This is a genomic window from Parabacteroides chinchillae (assembly GCF_900108035.1).
Classification (GTDB): domain Bacteria; phylum Bacteroidota; class Bacteroidia; order Bacteroidales; family Tannerellaceae; genus Parabacteroides; species Parabacteroides chinchillae.
This window is the reverse complement of the sequence record NZ_FNVS01000007.1, coordinates 62,841-78,502: the sequence shown is the minus strand read 5'-3', so window position 1 is coordinate 78,502 and position 15,662 is coordinate 62,841. Positions and strand designations below refer to the sequence as shown.

General features: G+C 47.5%; 19 protein-coding genes. 14 read left to right on the top strand and 5 right to left on the bottom strand.

Features of this window, described 5'->3' with window-relative positions:
* Positions 1-87 precede the first annotated feature (87 nt).
* Both C4S38_RS06960 and C4S38_RS06955 read right to left on the bottom strand, forming a co-directional pair.
* Positions 88-1,071, bottom strand: a complete 984-nt coding sequence (locus C4S38_RS06960) for an Abi family protein (protein ID WP_103983120.1) — start codon at positions 1,069-1,071, stop codon at positions 88-90.
* Positions 1,072-1,155: 84 nt separating this feature from the next.
* Positions 1,156-1,776 (bottom strand): glucosaminidase domain-containing protein, encoded by a 621-nt coding sequence (locus C4S38_RS06955; RefSeq protein ID WP_103983119.1) that lies wholly within the window; start codon positions 1,774-1,776, stop codon positions 1,156-1,158.
* 64 nt (positions 1,777-1,840) lie between these two features.
* Between C4S38_RS06955 and C4S38_RS06950 the strand changes: the two genes are divergently transcribed.
* From C4S38_RS06950 to C4S38_RS06910, 9 genes are read left to right on the top strand one after another with little or no spacing between them, the layout of a single operon-like run.
* Positions 1,841-2,626 (top strand): DUF4099 domain-containing protein, encoded by a 786-nt coding sequence (locus C4S38_RS06950; RefSeq protein ID WP_103983118.1) that lies wholly within the window; start codon positions 1,841-1,843, stop codon positions 2,624-2,626.
* Positions 2,627-2,630: 4 nt separating this feature from the next.
* Positions 2,631-3,833: a MutS N-terminal domain-containing protein gene (locus C4S38_RS06945; protein WP_103983117.1), complete on the top strand. Its 1,203-nt coding sequence runs from the start codon at positions 2,631-2,633 to the stop codon at positions 3,831-3,833.
* A gap of 35 nt (positions 3,834-3,868) precedes the next feature.
* Positions 3,869-4,096 carry a hypothetical protein gene (locus C4S38_RS06940; protein ID WP_103983116.1) on the top strand — a complete coding sequence of 76 codons (228 nt, stop codon included), beginning with the start codon at positions 3,869-3,871 and terminating at the stop codon, positions 4,094-4,096.
* On the top strand, positions 4,080-5,402 hold the full coding sequence (locus C4S38_RS06935; protein ID WP_103983115.1) for an ArdC family protein: 1,323 nt from the start codon (positions 4,080-4,082) through the stop codon (positions 5,400-5,402). The genes C4S38_RS06940 and C4S38_RS06935 overlap by 17 nt, the downstream gene beginning before the upstream one ends.
* 4 nt (positions 5,403-5,406) lie before the next feature.
* Positions 5,407-6,597 (top strand): toprim domain-containing protein, encoded by a 1,191-nt coding sequence (locus C4S38_RS06930; protein WP_103983114.1) that lies wholly within the window; start codon positions 5,407-5,409, stop codon positions 6,595-6,597.
* Between the two features lie 7 nt (positions 6,598-6,604).
* Complete coding sequence (locus C4S38_RS06925) at positions 6,605-7,339, top strand: hypothetical protein (RefSeq protein ID WP_103983113.1); 735 nt, start codon at positions 6,605-6,607, stop codon at positions 7,337-7,339.
* Positions 7,340-7,364: 25 nt separating this feature from the next.
* The gene (locus C4S38_RS06920) at positions 7,365-7,910 is read left to right on the top strand and encodes a topoisomerase C-terminal repeat-containing protein (RefSeq protein ID WP_103983112.1); all 546 of its coding nucleotides are present in this window, start codon (positions 7,365-7,367) and stop codon (positions 7,908-7,910) included.
* Entirely contained in the window at positions 7,907-8,446 is a 540-nt protein-coding gene (locus tag C4S38_RS06915; RefSeq protein ID WP_103983111.1) for a hypothetical protein, read from the top strand. Before C4S38_RS06920 ends, C4S38_RS06915 begins: the two co-directional genes overlap by 4 nt.
* 21 nt (positions 8,447-8,467) lie before the next feature.
* Positions 8,468-8,653, top strand: a complete 186-nt coding sequence (locus C4S38_RS06910; RefSeq protein WP_103983110.1) for a histone H1 — start codon at positions 8,468-8,470, stop codon at positions 8,651-8,653.
* Between the two features lie 69 nt (positions 8,654-8,722).
* Here C4S38_RS06910 and C4S38_RS06905 read toward each other — a convergent pair whose 3' ends face one another.
* Positions 8,723-9,502, bottom strand: coding sequence for a hypothetical protein (locus tag C4S38_RS06905; protein WP_103983109.1), 780 nt, complete (start codon positions 9,500-9,502; stop codon positions 8,723-8,725).
* A gap of 39 nt (positions 9,503-9,541) precedes the next feature.
* Here C4S38_RS06905 and C4S38_RS06900 point away from each other — a divergent pair, with 39 nt between their 5' ends.
* On the top strand, positions 9,542-9,841 hold the full coding sequence (locus tag C4S38_RS06900; RefSeq protein ID WP_103983108.1) for a hypothetical protein: 300 nt from the start codon (positions 9,542-9,544) through the stop codon (positions 9,839-9,841).
* 13 nt (positions 9,842-9,854) lie between these two features.
* A complete protein-coding gene (locus C4S38_RS06895; protein WP_103983107.1) occupies positions 9,855-11,705 on the top strand; it encodes a ParB/RepB/Spo0J family partition protein in 1,851 nt (616 codons plus the stop codon).
* A 370-nt stretch (positions 11,706-12,075) separates the two neighbouring features.
* Here C4S38_RS06895 and lgt read toward each other — a convergent pair whose 3' ends face one another.
* A complete protein-coding gene (gene lgt / locus C4S38_RS06890) occupies positions 12,076-12,912 on the bottom strand; it encodes a prolipoprotein diacylglyceryl transferase (RefSeq protein WP_103983106.1) in 837 nt (278 codons plus the stop codon).
* Positions 12,913-12,930: 18 nt separating this feature from the next.
* Positions 12,931-13,632, bottom strand: a complete 702-nt coding sequence (locus C4S38_RS06885; RefSeq protein ID WP_103983105.1) for a hypothetical protein — start codon at positions 13,630-13,632, stop codon at positions 12,931-12,933.
* A 317-nt stretch (positions 13,633-13,949) separates the two neighbouring features.
* Between C4S38_RS06885 and C4S38_RS06875 the strand changes: the two genes are divergently transcribed.
* From C4S38_RS06875 to C4S38_RS06865, 3 genes are all read left to right on the top strand, one after another.
* On the top strand, positions 13,950-14,972 hold the full coding sequence (locus C4S38_RS06875) for a site-specific integrase (protein ID WP_073312724.1): 1,023 nt from the start codon (positions 13,950-13,952) through the stop codon (positions 14,970-14,972).
* Between the two features lie 203 nt (positions 14,973-15,175).
* Complete coding sequence (locus C4S38_RS06870) at positions 15,176-15,496, top strand: sulfide:quinone reductase (RefSeq protein WP_103983103.1); 321 nt, start codon at positions 15,176-15,178, stop codon at positions 15,494-15,496.
* Positions 15,493-15,660, top strand: a complete 168-nt coding sequence (locus C4S38_RS06865) for a hypothetical protein (RefSeq protein WP_016278663.1) — start codon at positions 15,493-15,495, stop codon at positions 15,658-15,660. The genes C4S38_RS06870 and C4S38_RS06865 overlap by 4 nt, the downstream gene beginning before the upstream one ends.
* Positions 15,661-15,662: the final 2 nt, after the last annotated feature.

Below are 15,662 nucleotides of genomic sequence, written 5' to 3'. Positions count from 1 at the left end.
GTTTATAGTGCAGTTGGCAGCATCGGGGCCATCCAAATACACTTTCGTATCGCAAAGGTAGTAATACTTTTCCAATACAACAAATCGTCAGCGTTTTTTCCTCACAAATTTAACAATCTTTTTGAGTAATGACCTTAATAGGTGCAGAAAACATCTGTTTTTTTGTGGTATTATACCTGTTTGGGATTCTATTACAGTACGAATGGTTGGTGTCTTTTTATAAAGGCGCGAGGTAGCAGACCACAACTCATTCCACATATCATTTGCTCTGTTAACTGATACTTGTCTCAGCATATAGTCAACAACACGCAACGCCCCTTTGAACGACTGTTGCTCATTCGCACTAAAAGACGGACAGGCTTGGCCGGCTCTGATACCTTTGGATAGTGTCATTCCAAATACCACATTGCCGTGCGCACAGGCATTGCGGACTTCTCGAATTGCGGTCAGATAACTTTTGAATGTTTCGATAGCAAATTCTCTGAAGTGAGAACTGATAAGACTTTTATCTCTATCCCAAATCAGACTGTCATAAAGAACTTCCAAATTACCGAATGTCATAAATTCCATAGTCTTCCATGCCGGGGCATATTGTCCGAGGTACTTGGCATGATGCCGTTGTATTGGTAATTTATTCTTTATTGACCGATATGCCTCATTCGGGAACTTCCTTATAAAATCACTTGATACAACATTCGGATCGACGAACCAGGTAGGGTTTGAATTATATTTATTGGAAAGTTCATAGATGATGGTTGTTCGGATAGCGACCTCAATCCTTGACAAATATTTGTTCAGGATATTCCTCAAATCCATATCGAAATAGTACAACGCCACAACGTCCTCAATCCTTGTTCCGGGATTTACCAAGTGCTGGCGTCGATGATCGAGGTGCGGATAAGTTTGTTCAAAAGGATATAAATAGAAGCCAAGCCGGTAATAACCAATATCGGCAAGGTATTCTTTAGCCTTAGATTCATCGGATATGATGACTCCATGTCGTCTAAGTTTTCCTAATTGTTCATCGAGCGTAGTGGCTCTTTTTGTATATGGTATTTTCCGTCTGGGCATATTGTTCGGTCGATTGAACTACAAAATTACAAAATTTAATCGAGCCTTGCTATATTTTTATTGAGGGTCAACGCTTTTAGCACATTATAGCATTTTCAATACACTTATCACTGCGCGGATATAGCCCGGATCTTCGGCATAGCCAATCTTTTTCAGCCACAGTAGATAATTCCCTCCCTTATATCGGTATTGTACTTTTGAATAATATGCCCGGACACTTTCGGTCCAGTGGTTGAACTCATAGTATTTGCCTGTGCGTGGATTGGTAAGCCCGAAAAGGTTGTGCTTGTTGCGGCAGACCGGGGATTTGAACCAGCCTGTTTCAAGTATCGCCTGTGCCAATACTATCTTCGGATATTTTATGCCGTTCTTTTCAATCTCGGCAATCAGATTTGGAATGGTCAGATCCGGGAGTCCGGAACTGACCGGTACCTGCCTGAAGTGTGACTTTGATGTGGTGACAGTGCTTGCAGATAGCGTTTGTGGCATATTTTTTACGCCAATAACCGTCTCCGGGATTGATGATATTTGAGGTAGTATGCTATCACTCTTATTGTCAGTGTTATAAACTTCTCTCTTGTGCATTTCAACCGTCACGGGAGAATCTTTTGTGACGGTGTAAAACTGGGCGGCGGCATACTGTGAACAGAAAACTGCACAGGCCATCGCAACAAAAATGTTCGGAATTTCAAATTTAGCAATCATGTGGGGATAATTTTGAGGCCGACAAGCGGTTACGCCGCAAATTTATAACCTCTAATTCATTGACATGGAAATTCCGAACAAAAATCAGCAGGACACGCTCCCTTATGAAAAACTCGCCCTTTTGGGTATCGACAGGGAGAAAGCTGATATGCTTCCGCAGGACGTGAAGCAAAAACTGATGCAGGGGGAGGTCACGCCTCTTTTGCAGGTGTCTATCGACACCGGGAATGGCATGGTTATCTCATTACCCCTAAAACTTCAGCTCGCCGCCGACAAGGACTGCAACCCCACGCTGATCGCATATCCCGTGCAGCGTGAACTGTCGGTTGACAGAAACAACGAGCTTCGCCTGTCGCAACAGGAACTTGACGCACTGCGCCGTGGCGACGTGTTGCAGAAAGCCATCGACATCAACGGCGAGAAGACTCAGCAGTATCTCCAGCTCGACCCGGAAACGAAGTCAATCATCCACCGCCGCATAACCGAGGTGCAGATTGAGCAGAAGCTGAAGGACATGGAAAAGGTCAACGACATCGAGCTTGGCTCCCAGCAGAAACAGCAGGCACGCGAGGGCAAGCCGGTGGAACTGTCGGTAGGCGGCGAAAAGGTATCGGTCGGCATAGACCTCAAAGAGCCTCAGGGCTTCAAGGTCGTAAAAGGCGACCTCAAGGAATGGGAGCGACAGCAGAAACTCCGCTATGACGAGCAGCACCCAGAATATCTCGGACTGGTAATGACCGACAAGAACCGCTGGGAATATCAGAAAGTTGTCGAGAATGATTCTAAGGAACGTGCCATCAGCCTCGACCCCACGCAGAAAGAGGAACGGAAATCCGGACTAAAGAGATGATTGAATGATCTCACAAAAGACAAAGATGGAACGGATGTCAACCGAGTACAACAGATTGAAAGCAATACATCCCGATTCTATCATACTATTCGATACAGAAAAAGGCTATGAACTGTTCGGGCAAGATATTGAGGTCGGCAAGAAAATACTGAACCTTGATACTAACCATTTTGCTCCTGAGCTTATGGAAGATTATCTGTTCATGCTTGTCAAGAGCGGTAAACATATAATTATCAACGATGAAATAGATGTGTATGAAACAAAACTGAATAACAAACAAGAAGCACATAACCCCATAGATAATACCGATATGCCAAGAAAAAAGAAAGAGAAGACTCCCCAGGAGGAGCCAGTAAAGACCACAAAGAGCGCGGTCGATGAAACGACCCCGAAAGAGAAGAAATCAGAATCACAATCCGCCACCCAGGGCGAAGCCGCCGAGCGCAAGCCTCGTGAGCCTCAGATGGTGACGGTCAACGGTGACAAGGTGACACACGGCCACGCCTACCAGAGCAAGACCAACCCGGAGGACTGGTATTTCACCGCCAAGATCAACGGCGAACAGTTGAAGCCGCAGAAGATGGATCCGGCTGACCTCGCCGCCTATCAGCAGAAGGAACTCACAGTGCCGCAGCTCATGGAACGCTACTATCCCACCAAACTCATGCCGAGGGTACCCGATGTCTCCTATCAGGTGGCGAATGTGCTGCCCGGTCCCGAGGGCAACCTGACTATCGACAAGTTCAATGTCTATAAGGAGACCGACGAGACCCGCGCCGACTACGGCAAATATAAGTTCTACGCACAGGTGGGAGACAAGAAGATGTCAACAACCGCCTCACGCGAGGACCTGAACGCATACTTTGACCGTGTGGCAACTCCCGGACAGCTTGTGGAGCGCAACTTCGGCGACCGTCTGCACCTGCAATCCCACTACGAGCAGTTCAGGCTCCCGGAGGGCATCGACCCTAAGGGTATCCGTGTCGCAAAGGATAAGGAGGACAACAAGTGGAAAGTGTCGGTTGACCTCGGCGAAGGACGCGGACGCTCTTCCCGTCAGGAAATCTCCTTCGATGACGGCTATTCGCTCTTCAAGACCAAGACCGCCACACGTGAGCAGATAGCCGCAAAATACCTTAACGATGAAATAGGCACAAAACTCGCCGCTCCGCTCTCTATGGAGAAATCAGCCTCCATGAAAATGTAAAACCGTTTCCCAACAACACTTAAAAGAATACCACTATGGCAAAATTAGAATATGACGAGCTTGTGCAGCTCCTTCAGGAAGGCAACATCGGCTTCCTCCGCTTCATGCTCGAAAGCGACAATGCGGAGTCTTATCTCGAATGGTGCGAGCTTCACGGCATCGAACCCTCGGAGGAATCCGCCGAGTTCTATTACGATGAGACCGAGATCGACATGCTGGAACGTCAGCTGATAGACGACGAGGATTATGGCATCTGGAACTAACGGTGCGTCCAACAGTTCAGGCCAGCAGGCTCTCGACCGCTTCGCCCAGATGATGATCGAGCGTATGGAGCAGATGAAGGGCTCGGACTGGGAGAAGGGCTGGATTGGCGGAACCTCCTCCGCCGGGTTGCCCCAGAACATCATGGGGCGCAACTACTCCGGCTCAAACTCCTTCTTTCTCCAGTTGCACACTGCGGCGCAAGGCTACGAGCTACCCGTGTTCCTCACGTTCAAGCAGGCACACAACTTCAAGGCCCATGTCCTCAAAGGAGAGAAAGCCTTTCCGGTGATATACTGGGACATGATGGTACGAGACAAGGACGGAAAGAGAATATCCTCCGATGAGTACCGCGCCATGAGCCGTGATGAGCGGAAAAATCTTGACGTGATACCATTTGTCAAGGCGTTCCCGGTTTACAACATCGACCAGACCAATTTCCGTGAGGCACAGCCTGAGAGGGTGCAGAAATTACTCGACCGCTTCAAGGTGCCTGAAATGCGCGACACTCAGGGTATGTACGCCCACGGCGCACTCGACCGAATGGTTGCCGAGCAGACATGGCTCTGCCCCATACAGGCCGACCGCAAGGAGAAAGGCGCGTACTATTCCCCCTCGCGTGATATTGTCGTGCTTCCCATGAAGCAGCAGTTCAACAAAGGCGCGACTCCGGAGGACATATACCGCGACGGCATGGAGTTCTACTCGACAATGCTACACGAAATGACGCACTCCACCATGACACCCGAAAGGCTCAACCGAGAGGCGGGCGCGAAGTTCGGCGACCCGAAATATGCGAAAGAGGAACTGGTGGCCGAGCTTACAGCGGCCATGATAAGCCACTCTATGGGCTTCGACTCCAGAGTCACCGACAACTCGGCGGCCTACCTCGATTCATGGATAGGCGCGCTCCGACAGGAGCCGAAGTTCATCGTGTCGGTGATGGCCGATGTCAACAAGGCTTCGGAAATGATACTTGACCGGGTGGACGCACAGCGCATATCGCTCGGTGAACAGCCTTATCTGGCAAAGAACGACCCTCTGATGGCACCTTTGGAGGACGAGATATGCCCGTTCAGTAACGCTGCCATCATCAAGACCCGCTCCGGCGACTTTGCCCTGCGTGCCTCATACAACGGTGTCGATCTCGGCATGAAGCCTATCGAGCGTTCAACCGCGAGAATGTATTTCCAGCTCACCAACCAACGCGAGAAAAATATATTCCTCGGAAGCGCGATACGCAAGAATTATGAATCGGAGATAGCAGGCATCGACCGCCGCGCCTCCAAATCACTCTCAATCGTCTGAAGCTATGGCACCGGCTGATTATAAGGTCAAGTTCAAGGAACTTAAATCGCGTGTGGGTATTGATGATGTCGCCTATTCACTCGGCTACCGCCTCGACCGCAAGGCAGGTGTGGGACGGTACATCGAGCTTGTGCTGGGCGAGGGACGCGACAAGCGCGACACAATCATCGTCAGCAACCGCCGCGACAAGGCTTCGCAGACTTTCTTCCGGCGAGACGGCTCAAAAGGTGACGTGGTATCGTTCATACGCGAGAACCTTTCATCGTTCAATGTCATCGGGCTTACCGAATGGCAGAAGATAGCGAAAGTGATGGCGCAGTTCGCCAATATGCCGGAGCCGGATTATGACCGCGACAGGGATTATGTACGCTCGGCATCCGCGCCTCAGGTGTTCGACCCTTCGCGCTACCGTGTCAAGGAGCTGGACGCGGCCAATATCCCCCGGCTGTTCGCACAGCGCGGACTGTCGGCAGATACGGTCAAGGCTCTCGCCCCGTTCATTTCCCTTGTGTCTGACAGGCGCAACGAGAATTTCAACGGCTACAACATAGGCTTCCCCTACACGGAAGCCGGGAGTGACAAGACTGTGGGATATGAGATTCGCGGCGTGAGCGGCTACAAGTCAAAGGCCGCCGGCACCAATTCCTCCACGGCGGCGTGGGTGGCCGACCTGTCGCACGGCAACAACGGCCTCGTGCGTCATGTGTTCTTCTGTGAATCCGCCTTTGACGCTATGGCTTTTTTCCAGCTGAACCGGCCCCGGTTAGGCGAGGACATCGCCCTTGTCTCCCTCGGCGGCACGTTCTCCGACCGTCAGGTACTGGGTGTGATGGAGCGTTTTCCAAACGCACGTGCCTACGACTGCTTCGACAACGACCTTGCCGGACGCATCAACGGACTCCGCCTCATGGCTCTTGTCGAGGAGATACCGCTGAAAATCACCAAGACGCCGGAGGGCTTGATGGTGGAGGCCAAAGGCAAGAGTTTTCCGGTGTCGCCCGACCGCTCCGCCTACACCCAGTTTGAACCTCATATCTCCGTGCGTTACCGCATGGGGCAGTGGCAGCCGCCTAAGGACTTCAAGGACTGGAACGACTGCCTGCTGGGTAAACGCTCATCAATCAAGATACTCCCTACCAAACATGACCGTGACGATAACCTCGCCGAGCAACGCGCCTCCGGCTTAAAAATATGACTGACCGATGAAGACTATCAAACCGAAAACAGCCCTGCTCGCTCTATCCCTCCTTGTCATTCCGGGAGCGGACATGATGGCGCAACAGACCGACCCGACGCTCACGGCGGCGGTGATAGCGCAGACTGTGGAACTCAACAATATCCACAAGAAGCGCAAGTCAACCCAGGAGAAGATCATCGCGGCTGAAGCTGCCGTGACAGTAGCACTCGACCGCGTTCACTCCGTGGAGAACAAGATGCTTGAGTATCTTTCCAACGCCCAGGGTGCCATGCAGAATCTCTATCAGATAAAGCGTGCCGGTGAACTGGTGCTTACGGAGATACCCAAGAACTGCGACCTATTGCGTAAATCGGTGCCGGGGCATCTTAAAGGCACGGCCATAGCGGTGCTGGTGTCCGACGAGCTGACTGACGCGGCCGCGCAGATGGCGGCTCTCTATCCCTTCATGCAACAGCTTGTCACTTCGGGGAGCTACACTGTGACTGGTGCGGACGGTAACAAGGAGAAGCATAAGGTCAATCTTCTCAACTCCGCCGAGCGGTACTATGTGGCAAACGAGGTGGTGACACGTCTGGAGACAATCAACACCGACCTGTGGCTGCTGGCGTGGCAGATACGCACACTCTCATGGAACGACCTGTGGTTCTCGCTCGACCCCGACGGCTGGGCCTCGGTGATGTCGGGAAAGGCTATCGCGGAGACCCTTGTGTGGGAGTGGAACACGATAAAATACAGATAAACGAACTATCAACAACATTTTTTACATGGATACAGAAACAAAGATTATCGGCCGTTGCCCTGTGTGCGGCGGCAATGTGGTGAAGACCTGCAAGGGCTACCGCTGTGAGAACAACACCGGGGAGGACGGCAAGTGCGGACTCTTCATCAACGGGGTTATCGGCAACCGCAAGATGGCTGACTCCGAGGTCGCGGAACTGCTGGAGAAGCGGAGCCTACTGCTCGATGGCTTCGCCACAAAGGAATGGAAGACTTTTCCGACCGTGCTTGTCATGGCAGCTGACGGCTCTATCACAATGGAGTCGGTGGTGGCACGCTGCCCCCGTTGCGGCGGCGAGATCCGCGTGGGCGCAAAGGCGTTCAACTGCTCAAATTACCGGCAGGAGGGAAGCCCCTGCGACTTCGTGATATGGCGAAATATCGCCGGACACCTCATGACGCTCGATGAAGTGCGCGAGATATGCTCCGATGGTGTCACCTCTCACGAGGTCGAGATGTTCGGCGAGAACGGCTCTGTCTATCGCCGCAAACTCGGCTTATCACCCGACAAACTAAAGGTCATAAAGGTATGAAGCCGGGAATGAAACTTGCCATACTGCTCATAAGTTGTGTGGCTATGTGGGGCGGCATAGGTTATGCCTTCCACTATTTCGGCCAGCCGTCGAAACGTGCGCAGTCAGTGGCGGAGAAAGCACTGATGGCCTCGGTGGATAATCCGGAGTCGGTAAAGGTCATAGCGGTCAGCAAGCCTGACAGCGTGTTCGGCCGCAACTACATCAACAACGACGAGAAAATGGCGATAGCCATGTCGATGATGAAAGTCAACGAACAGGTCATGTCCCGGACAGACGGGCTTCAGAAACTCGATTTTGAGGACAATGCCGTTTCCGAGCTTGTCGGCCGCCAGATGTCGGCGATGTCCGCCCTACGCTCGATGGTGGGCTTCGAGACTCCTGACGCTCCACGCAAGCCATTCTCAGGCTGGAAAGTGAAGATAGAGTATGAGGCTCTGTCGGAAAGCGGCTCTCCCTACCGCTCGGAATACTGGTTTATCCTCGACCGCGACGCACAATGTGTCGTAAACTCTTTTGAAATACCTCTTTTATAAATCCCAAAACTGAATACAACGATGAAAGAACTACTTGATCAGATCGAAAAACTCACATCTACATTCCAGAAAGACGCCGCCTCCCAGCTCGACAAGGGCAACAAGGCCGCCGGACTCCGCGCTCGTCGTGCTTCCCTCGAACTGGAGCCGTTGCTCAAACGCTTCCGCAAACTCTCGCTGGAAGCCGCCAATAACAAGGCTGAATAATCCGCCCTCGATAGGACAATTTCTTTGCTGTCAAAAACCGGGACTCCCTGTGCGTGAGCATGGGGATTTTCACTTTTGGAACATGAAATATGGTTTTAATCGTTTACCTTCTGCAATAAACAATTCTCGTGCCTTTTCCAGCCTCAACTCTTGAGGAATAAGAGGATTAGGGGGCATAATTTTATCTACAACAGAATTGAAATGCTTTATATCTCTATCAGGATTAAACACTTCGTCAAAAGTATGTGAAGCAGACATAATAAAAAATTCTGTCTTTTTTACACCTGGTTCAATCTCCTCTGTAAAATCGATTGATCCATTTAGCCTTAAAAGAGCCTCATGAAAATCTAACGGAGTTCTATAATCTTTATAAAACAGAGGAAAACCATTTCGTGCATCTTTAATTAAAACTGATCGTGTGTTGGCTATAAATGCCATATAAGGAGCTCTTTTTTCCGGTTCAATGTATGAGAGTATCCCTCCTCCAACACAAGACGAAAGAACAAGTAATAATGTATTTTGCAGAATTATATTAAGTTGTCTCGTGTACGAGAATAATTCTTTCCAATCCACAAAATTACCCAAATCTGTACCTAAGCCATCTTCACACCCATGTGCAACTATATGTAATGTAAGAAGTGTTCCCTCCTTTATAGAATCAATTATTTTCTGAAGGGTATTTGTAAACTCAACCTTATTCGATACTGAATACAATGTTACAAAATAACTGCCGTCTTCAGTTTCTTTGTATTTTATATCGTTATACAATTCTTGTCCCAGTTTGGGATCTTCTGGTCTGAGCCATTCTATAATAACAATTCCTGTCCTTTCAATTTCAACATCTTTCATAGGAGTATTTTTTGCAAAATTAACACAAGGGATTCATTAATGCAACTTATTCTTTTCTTATTCTTTGATTACTTGCGGCTTCTGCGTCCGTTGGTTTTTCGCTACGAAGTAACGGCGGGCGGTGGTGCCGGCAAGCGACCGCCTTCGGCTTGGCTGCATGAAAAAATCCGGCAGCCTTCCACGATTTGTGCCAAATCGGGTATTCCGTATTTTTTCACTTGCCACACTTGCCTTGCGCTCCCTGTGCCCTCCGTCTTGATTGTATCGAAAAAATCCCCCGGACGCGAGAAGCCACAAGGCTTCAAACAAAAGGGAAAAACAAAAAACTCAAACATCTAAAAACTCTCAAATTATGGAAGCAACAGCAATTCAGACCAACACCGCCAACGTACAGGAAGCCACAATCTCCCTCGCTCTCATTCAGCCGAGCCACTACAACCCCCGTAAGAATTTCGACGAGCAAAGCCTCACCGAACTCGCTGACTCTATCAGCCGTCAAGGTATTCTCCACGCGATAGGTGTGCGACCAATCGCCGGCACCGACCGCTACGAAATCGTGTATGGCGAGCGAAGATACCGCGCCTCCCTCATAGCAGGGAAAGAGGACATCAAGGCAACCGTCTATACTGACCTTTCCGATGATGAAGCTGAGGAAAAGGCTATTGCGGAGAACCTGCACCGCCAAGACATCACGCCCATGGAAGAAGCCGAGACGTTAAAGGCTGCAATCGACAGCGGACGCTACGACTATGCTACACTCGCCACGCAAATAGGCAAGAGCGAGACCTATATCCGCACCCGAATAAAGCTCACGAACCTCATACCCGAAATCGCACGGCTGATTGACACCGAGGAAATCACGGTGGCGGTGGCTACCGAGATAAGCCGTTACGGAGTTGACATACAGACCGATGTTTACAACTCCCACCTCAAAGACGGAGTGACCTACAATAATTGGCGAGGAATGAACGCCTCCAATGTGGCACGGCTCATAGAGCAAAACTACACTACCGACCTCAGCCGTTACCGCTTCGACAAATCGGCGTGTGCCTCATGCCCTTTCAACACCATAAATCTTCTGCTGTTCTGCGAGGACGGCTGTGAGGGCAACTGTTCCAATCCCTCTTGTCTCCGTGAGAAACACATCGGCTATCTTACCGACAAGGCGGTTGAAATGCTGAACGAACACCCCACCGCCAATTTCTGCCACTCCGAATATGACCTAAACGAGAGGGTAAACGCACTGCTCACTGAAATGGGCTATGACATTGAAAAACTAAGTGGCTATCTGACACCATACCCCTGCGAACCTATCGCACCCCAATCCGACCGCTTCGACACCGAGGACGAATATGCCGAGGCTGTAAAGGCATACGAGGGCAGAGTGGAAGCACATAGGGAAAAGTGTGCCGACATCACGGCAAAAGCCGAGGCAGGAGAAATCTCCCTATACATCACAATCGGGCGCAATGATGTGTCGCTCGGATATATGGCTGTAACTGCCAAACCGAGCGAGAACGGCAATAATCCAAAAGCCGAAATCGCCAAGTTGGAGGCAAAGGACAAACGCAACAAGGAGATAGCCGTGGAGCGTACAATCGAGGACACAAAGAAGAAAATCCTCGAAGCCGACATCACCGAGACAAAGTTCTCGCAGGACGAGGACAAAATGATATATTTCTTCCTGCTCTCATCGCTCCGCAAAGAGCATTACGAAGCCGTCGGACTGACCGACCGCAAGTCTCACAGCGCACTCAACGACAGCGAGAAAATGTCAATCCTCGCCAATCTCAACGCCAAGACAAAGGCGATAATCCGCAGGGATTTTCTGATTGACAATTTCAAGGGTGCGTATCGTGATAACGCTATTGCCGACCTCCTGCTCTCTTTCGCCAAGAAGCATATGCCGGAAGAACTCGCCAACATCGAAGCCGAGTACAACGATGTTTATGAGAAGCGACACCAACGTATCGAGGAACGCAAGGCTCTACTCGCCAAAGATACCGAACCCGAACCAACCGAGCCGGAAGCCGAGGACACACCACAAGAACCTATGCCGGAAGCTGAACCTACCACGGAAGAAGCTACTCCCGACATTTCCGAGGCAGAGACCGAGGCTATCCAATACGAACCAACGGAAGAAGAAGCCGAAGCGATTTTGACCGAAGAAGAAGAAAGGTACTGCGAAGAAGCTGTTGCATAAAGCGACAAGCCCCTATGTTTGAGCAAGCCACCCCATGCCGAGAGGCGCGGGGCGGCTTTTGCACGTCACCGTCCAAAAGCCGCTTATCGAATATTATAAACAAAAACTACAATTCAAAAACTAAGAGATGGACTACCGAGGGGTAAGTTGTAATTATTAAACAAAAAAATAAAATTTGGATATCCAAGAGCTTGTATGCAGATATAACATTTTAATCAAATTATATTACATAGTGAATAGACTGGTAGAAAAGCTACATTAGATACCGTATATGATTCAATATTATTTCTTTTTATGCAAATTTGAAAGAAGAGGCTGTCTAACAATGTTAGACAGCCTCTTCTTTGAATATGAATTAAAAGGGTTGATATTAAAATATTTTTTTTAAATTACCAGCTCTTATGAGAAAATAAAATCCCAACAACATAAATGGCACACTTAATATTTGCCCCATGTCAAAAGTCATATCCGCTTCAAATTCGACTTGGCGTTCTTTAATAAATTCTATAAAAAAACGGAATGTAAAAATCAAAAATATGCATAATCCAAAATAAAATCCTGGTTTAACTGCATTTTTTTTATGATAACGATAGAGTGTCCAAATTAGCACAAAAAAGAAAAAATATGCGATGGCCTCATATAATTGAGCTGGATGTCGAACGACATTATCAACCTGAACAAAAACAGTGCCCCACGGTAAAGTTGTCTCTGTCCCTATTATTTCAGAATTCATAAAATTGGCAATTCTTATGAATCCAGCAGCTAACGGAGCCGCGACTGCGATTATATCCAAAATATTTAAGAATTTTATTTTGGTCCTTTTGCAAAATAGGTATAATGCAAATAGTAATCCAAGTGTTCCTCCATGACTTGCTAAACCTGCATATCCCACAAATTTCCAATTATTATCAGGATAAAATTTAATTGGCAAGATTGCTTCCAATGGATGTTCTATGTAATAAGAAGCATCATAGAAAACACAATGTCCTAATCGCGCACCTATAAATATTCCTAAAAAGGAATAAATAAATAGTCGAGAAAAATCTTCTTCAGAATAGTTCTTCTCCTTAAATATCCTACTAACTACCAAAGTAGCGCAGACTATTGCCACAACCCAAAAGAAACTATACCACCTTACTGGATAGGAACCTAAGTTAAAAATAACCGGATCCGGATTCCATATGATAGATAAATCAATCATTTGAATATTATTTTTTAATAAGGGTTATATTTCGCTCTCAAACAAAACTCGAAGGTTTGATTGGTTAAGTGTTCTATCCATTTTATTGTTTAACTTCAACGCTATGTTAAAGTTAGGTCTTGTTTGACAATTATCCTTTAACAAGCAATCTTCACAATTTGGACAATTTGGCAACGTTATATTTGAAAAAATATTTTTTGTACTTGAAAAATCTTGTAAAATCTCATCAGGGATTTCATTCAGTATTTTTTCGTTATCTCCTTTTTCAAGGAGATTGAAGTATGACAATATCTTAAGATAATAGTCATCTTCTTCATTGCCAGTCTCTTCTATATATAACTTCAAATACTTTTTAGCATTCGTATATTCTTCTAACACAAAGCAAAATAATGTCAAAAAGAAACTGACGGGTATTTTTGACCAATAAAAACTTGGATCAAATTTTAACTTCAGAACCTCCTGCATCATTACATCTTTGAAAGTATCCTCTCTGTTAGGAGCAATAGCATTTAATAATTTACGGATGATACTCTTATCATCAATAAATTTAGAAGTAGGGAAAAATAAGTCTTCTATAGCATCTTGCTCAATCGTATCTAATAGAGTCATTGTATTAGAAGCATCTTCATATGTTTTTCTCCCAAATATCGAGACGTTGGGAATAAATACGTAATATGAGGGAAAGCCAAGAACCGATACATCTCTTATGAATACTTCGTGCCCCATATTGGTAAACAATTTTACTAAATTGTCTACCGATTCTTTTACCGAAGCTGCGAGGATGCTGGCATTGAGCTTCAGGGGAGGTCAATAGGACCAACAGTTCACTCTCTCAGACATACATCCGCGACTCATGCACTTGCTAAAATGTCGGATGAAGGTATTGACATCTATACGGCCCTTCCCATCCTTTCATCAAGTCTGGGACATATGAAACCTTCTTCAACAGAATATTATGTCAGGCTGACCTTGTCAATGTTCCCGGATATAGAAGACCGTGTCTCTTCTATAAATGAGTTTGTCTTCCCTAAAACCAGCAGATTATGAAGACAACCACAGACTTCGCATTCCACATAACCCGGTATTTCTCACAGTATCTCCCTCACGAGCGCAATGTAAGCCCAAATACTGTAGCTTCTTACAGGAAAGCTTTCATTGACTTCATCAGATACATGGACGAGAAGAAACATATCCCGGTGGAAAAATTGAAGCTTAAGCATCTTGTAAAAGAGAATGTCGTAAGCTTCCTGAGATGGCTGATCGAGGAGCGGTCCGTCTCGCCCCAGACAAGGAACCAAAGGCTCGCAGCCATATGTTCCTTCTGCAAATACCTCCAAGTCCCTGCGGTGGAATCCCTTGACAAATGGCAGACCATATGCTCCATCCCGAAATTGAATCAGGAGAAAAAAGCTATCGAGTATCTTACGATAGAGGGAATCAAACTTCTTCTTTCTCAACCGGAAACATCCACCCGACAGGGACGGCGCCATCAGGCACTTTTGTCCCTGATGTATGATACAGGTGCGCGTGTTCAAGAAATGGCTGACTTGACGCTCGGAAGCCTTAGAATAGAATCAAAACCTTATACTGTAAAAATTGTCGGGAAAGGCCGTAAGGCCCGGATCGTCCCGCTTTCAGAACAGCAGGTCGAACTTTTGAAGGAGTACCTGAAAGAGAACCATTATCCAACAGCACCTCTTGATGTTCCCCTTTTCAGAAACAGTCAGGGAAGAAAACTTACAAGGGAAGGTATAAGCTTTATCGTGAAAACTTATGCAAATCACGCCCGAATGATAGACCCCGGACTAATACCGGAAAGAGTGAGTCCACATTCTTTTCGGCATTCAAGAGCCATGCACTTGCTTCAAGAAGGGGTAAACATAGTTTATCTCAGGGATATACTCGGACATGTCTCAATCCAGACTACTGAAATCTATGCAAGAGCTGATTCCAAAGCTAAAAGAGAGGCTTTGGAAAAGGCATATAGAGGAACAACGCCAGTACCCGAGAGAATATGGGACAAGGATAAGAACCTTCTTTCGTGGCTTCAGTCTTTAGGGAAATAAAAATATTATGAGCAGTGGAACGGAGAAGTATTTTACCCAATGATGGTGTTTGCAATGATTTCCATGTTCCACTACTCATAATTTATCGCTTCTCATAACATCTTTTATGAGAATCTTTGCATAAGCGTTGTGGCAACTACATCTACAACGTGACATCCGAACCCTCAATCTACAATCAGGCAACAATCTAAAACAAATGCACTATGGAAAATTATAACGGAATAGCAATATCCAAGAACGACAAGGAATTTGTCGTGGCGTTTGACAACTTTGTCAACGGCAAAATGCAATCCGCAATCAACACAGGAAAGGCACTCGCCACAATGCACCGCTATTTGCAGTCGCAGGCTTTCAAGGTGTGCGTGGCATATATCCGTCAGCTTGCTGTCAACTATCGCACCGGCTATTATGACGAGCGAAACGAAACGGCAGCCCGGAGAGCGGCGATGATGTACGACACGCTGATGAACGGCGATGAAATCTATGACCCCGAATATAAGGAACTAAAGGATAAAAGCGTATGAACGACACCGATTTTCCCGAATACGGACGCCAGTGCGAGTTGCTGACACCGTGGCGAGGCTACCACCGTGGCACAATCGTAGGACTGAACGGCTACCGCTTCATCATCGAGGTAAGCAGTGGCGCGAGGATTGAACTTTACGAAGATGAAATTGAATTTGACTGACT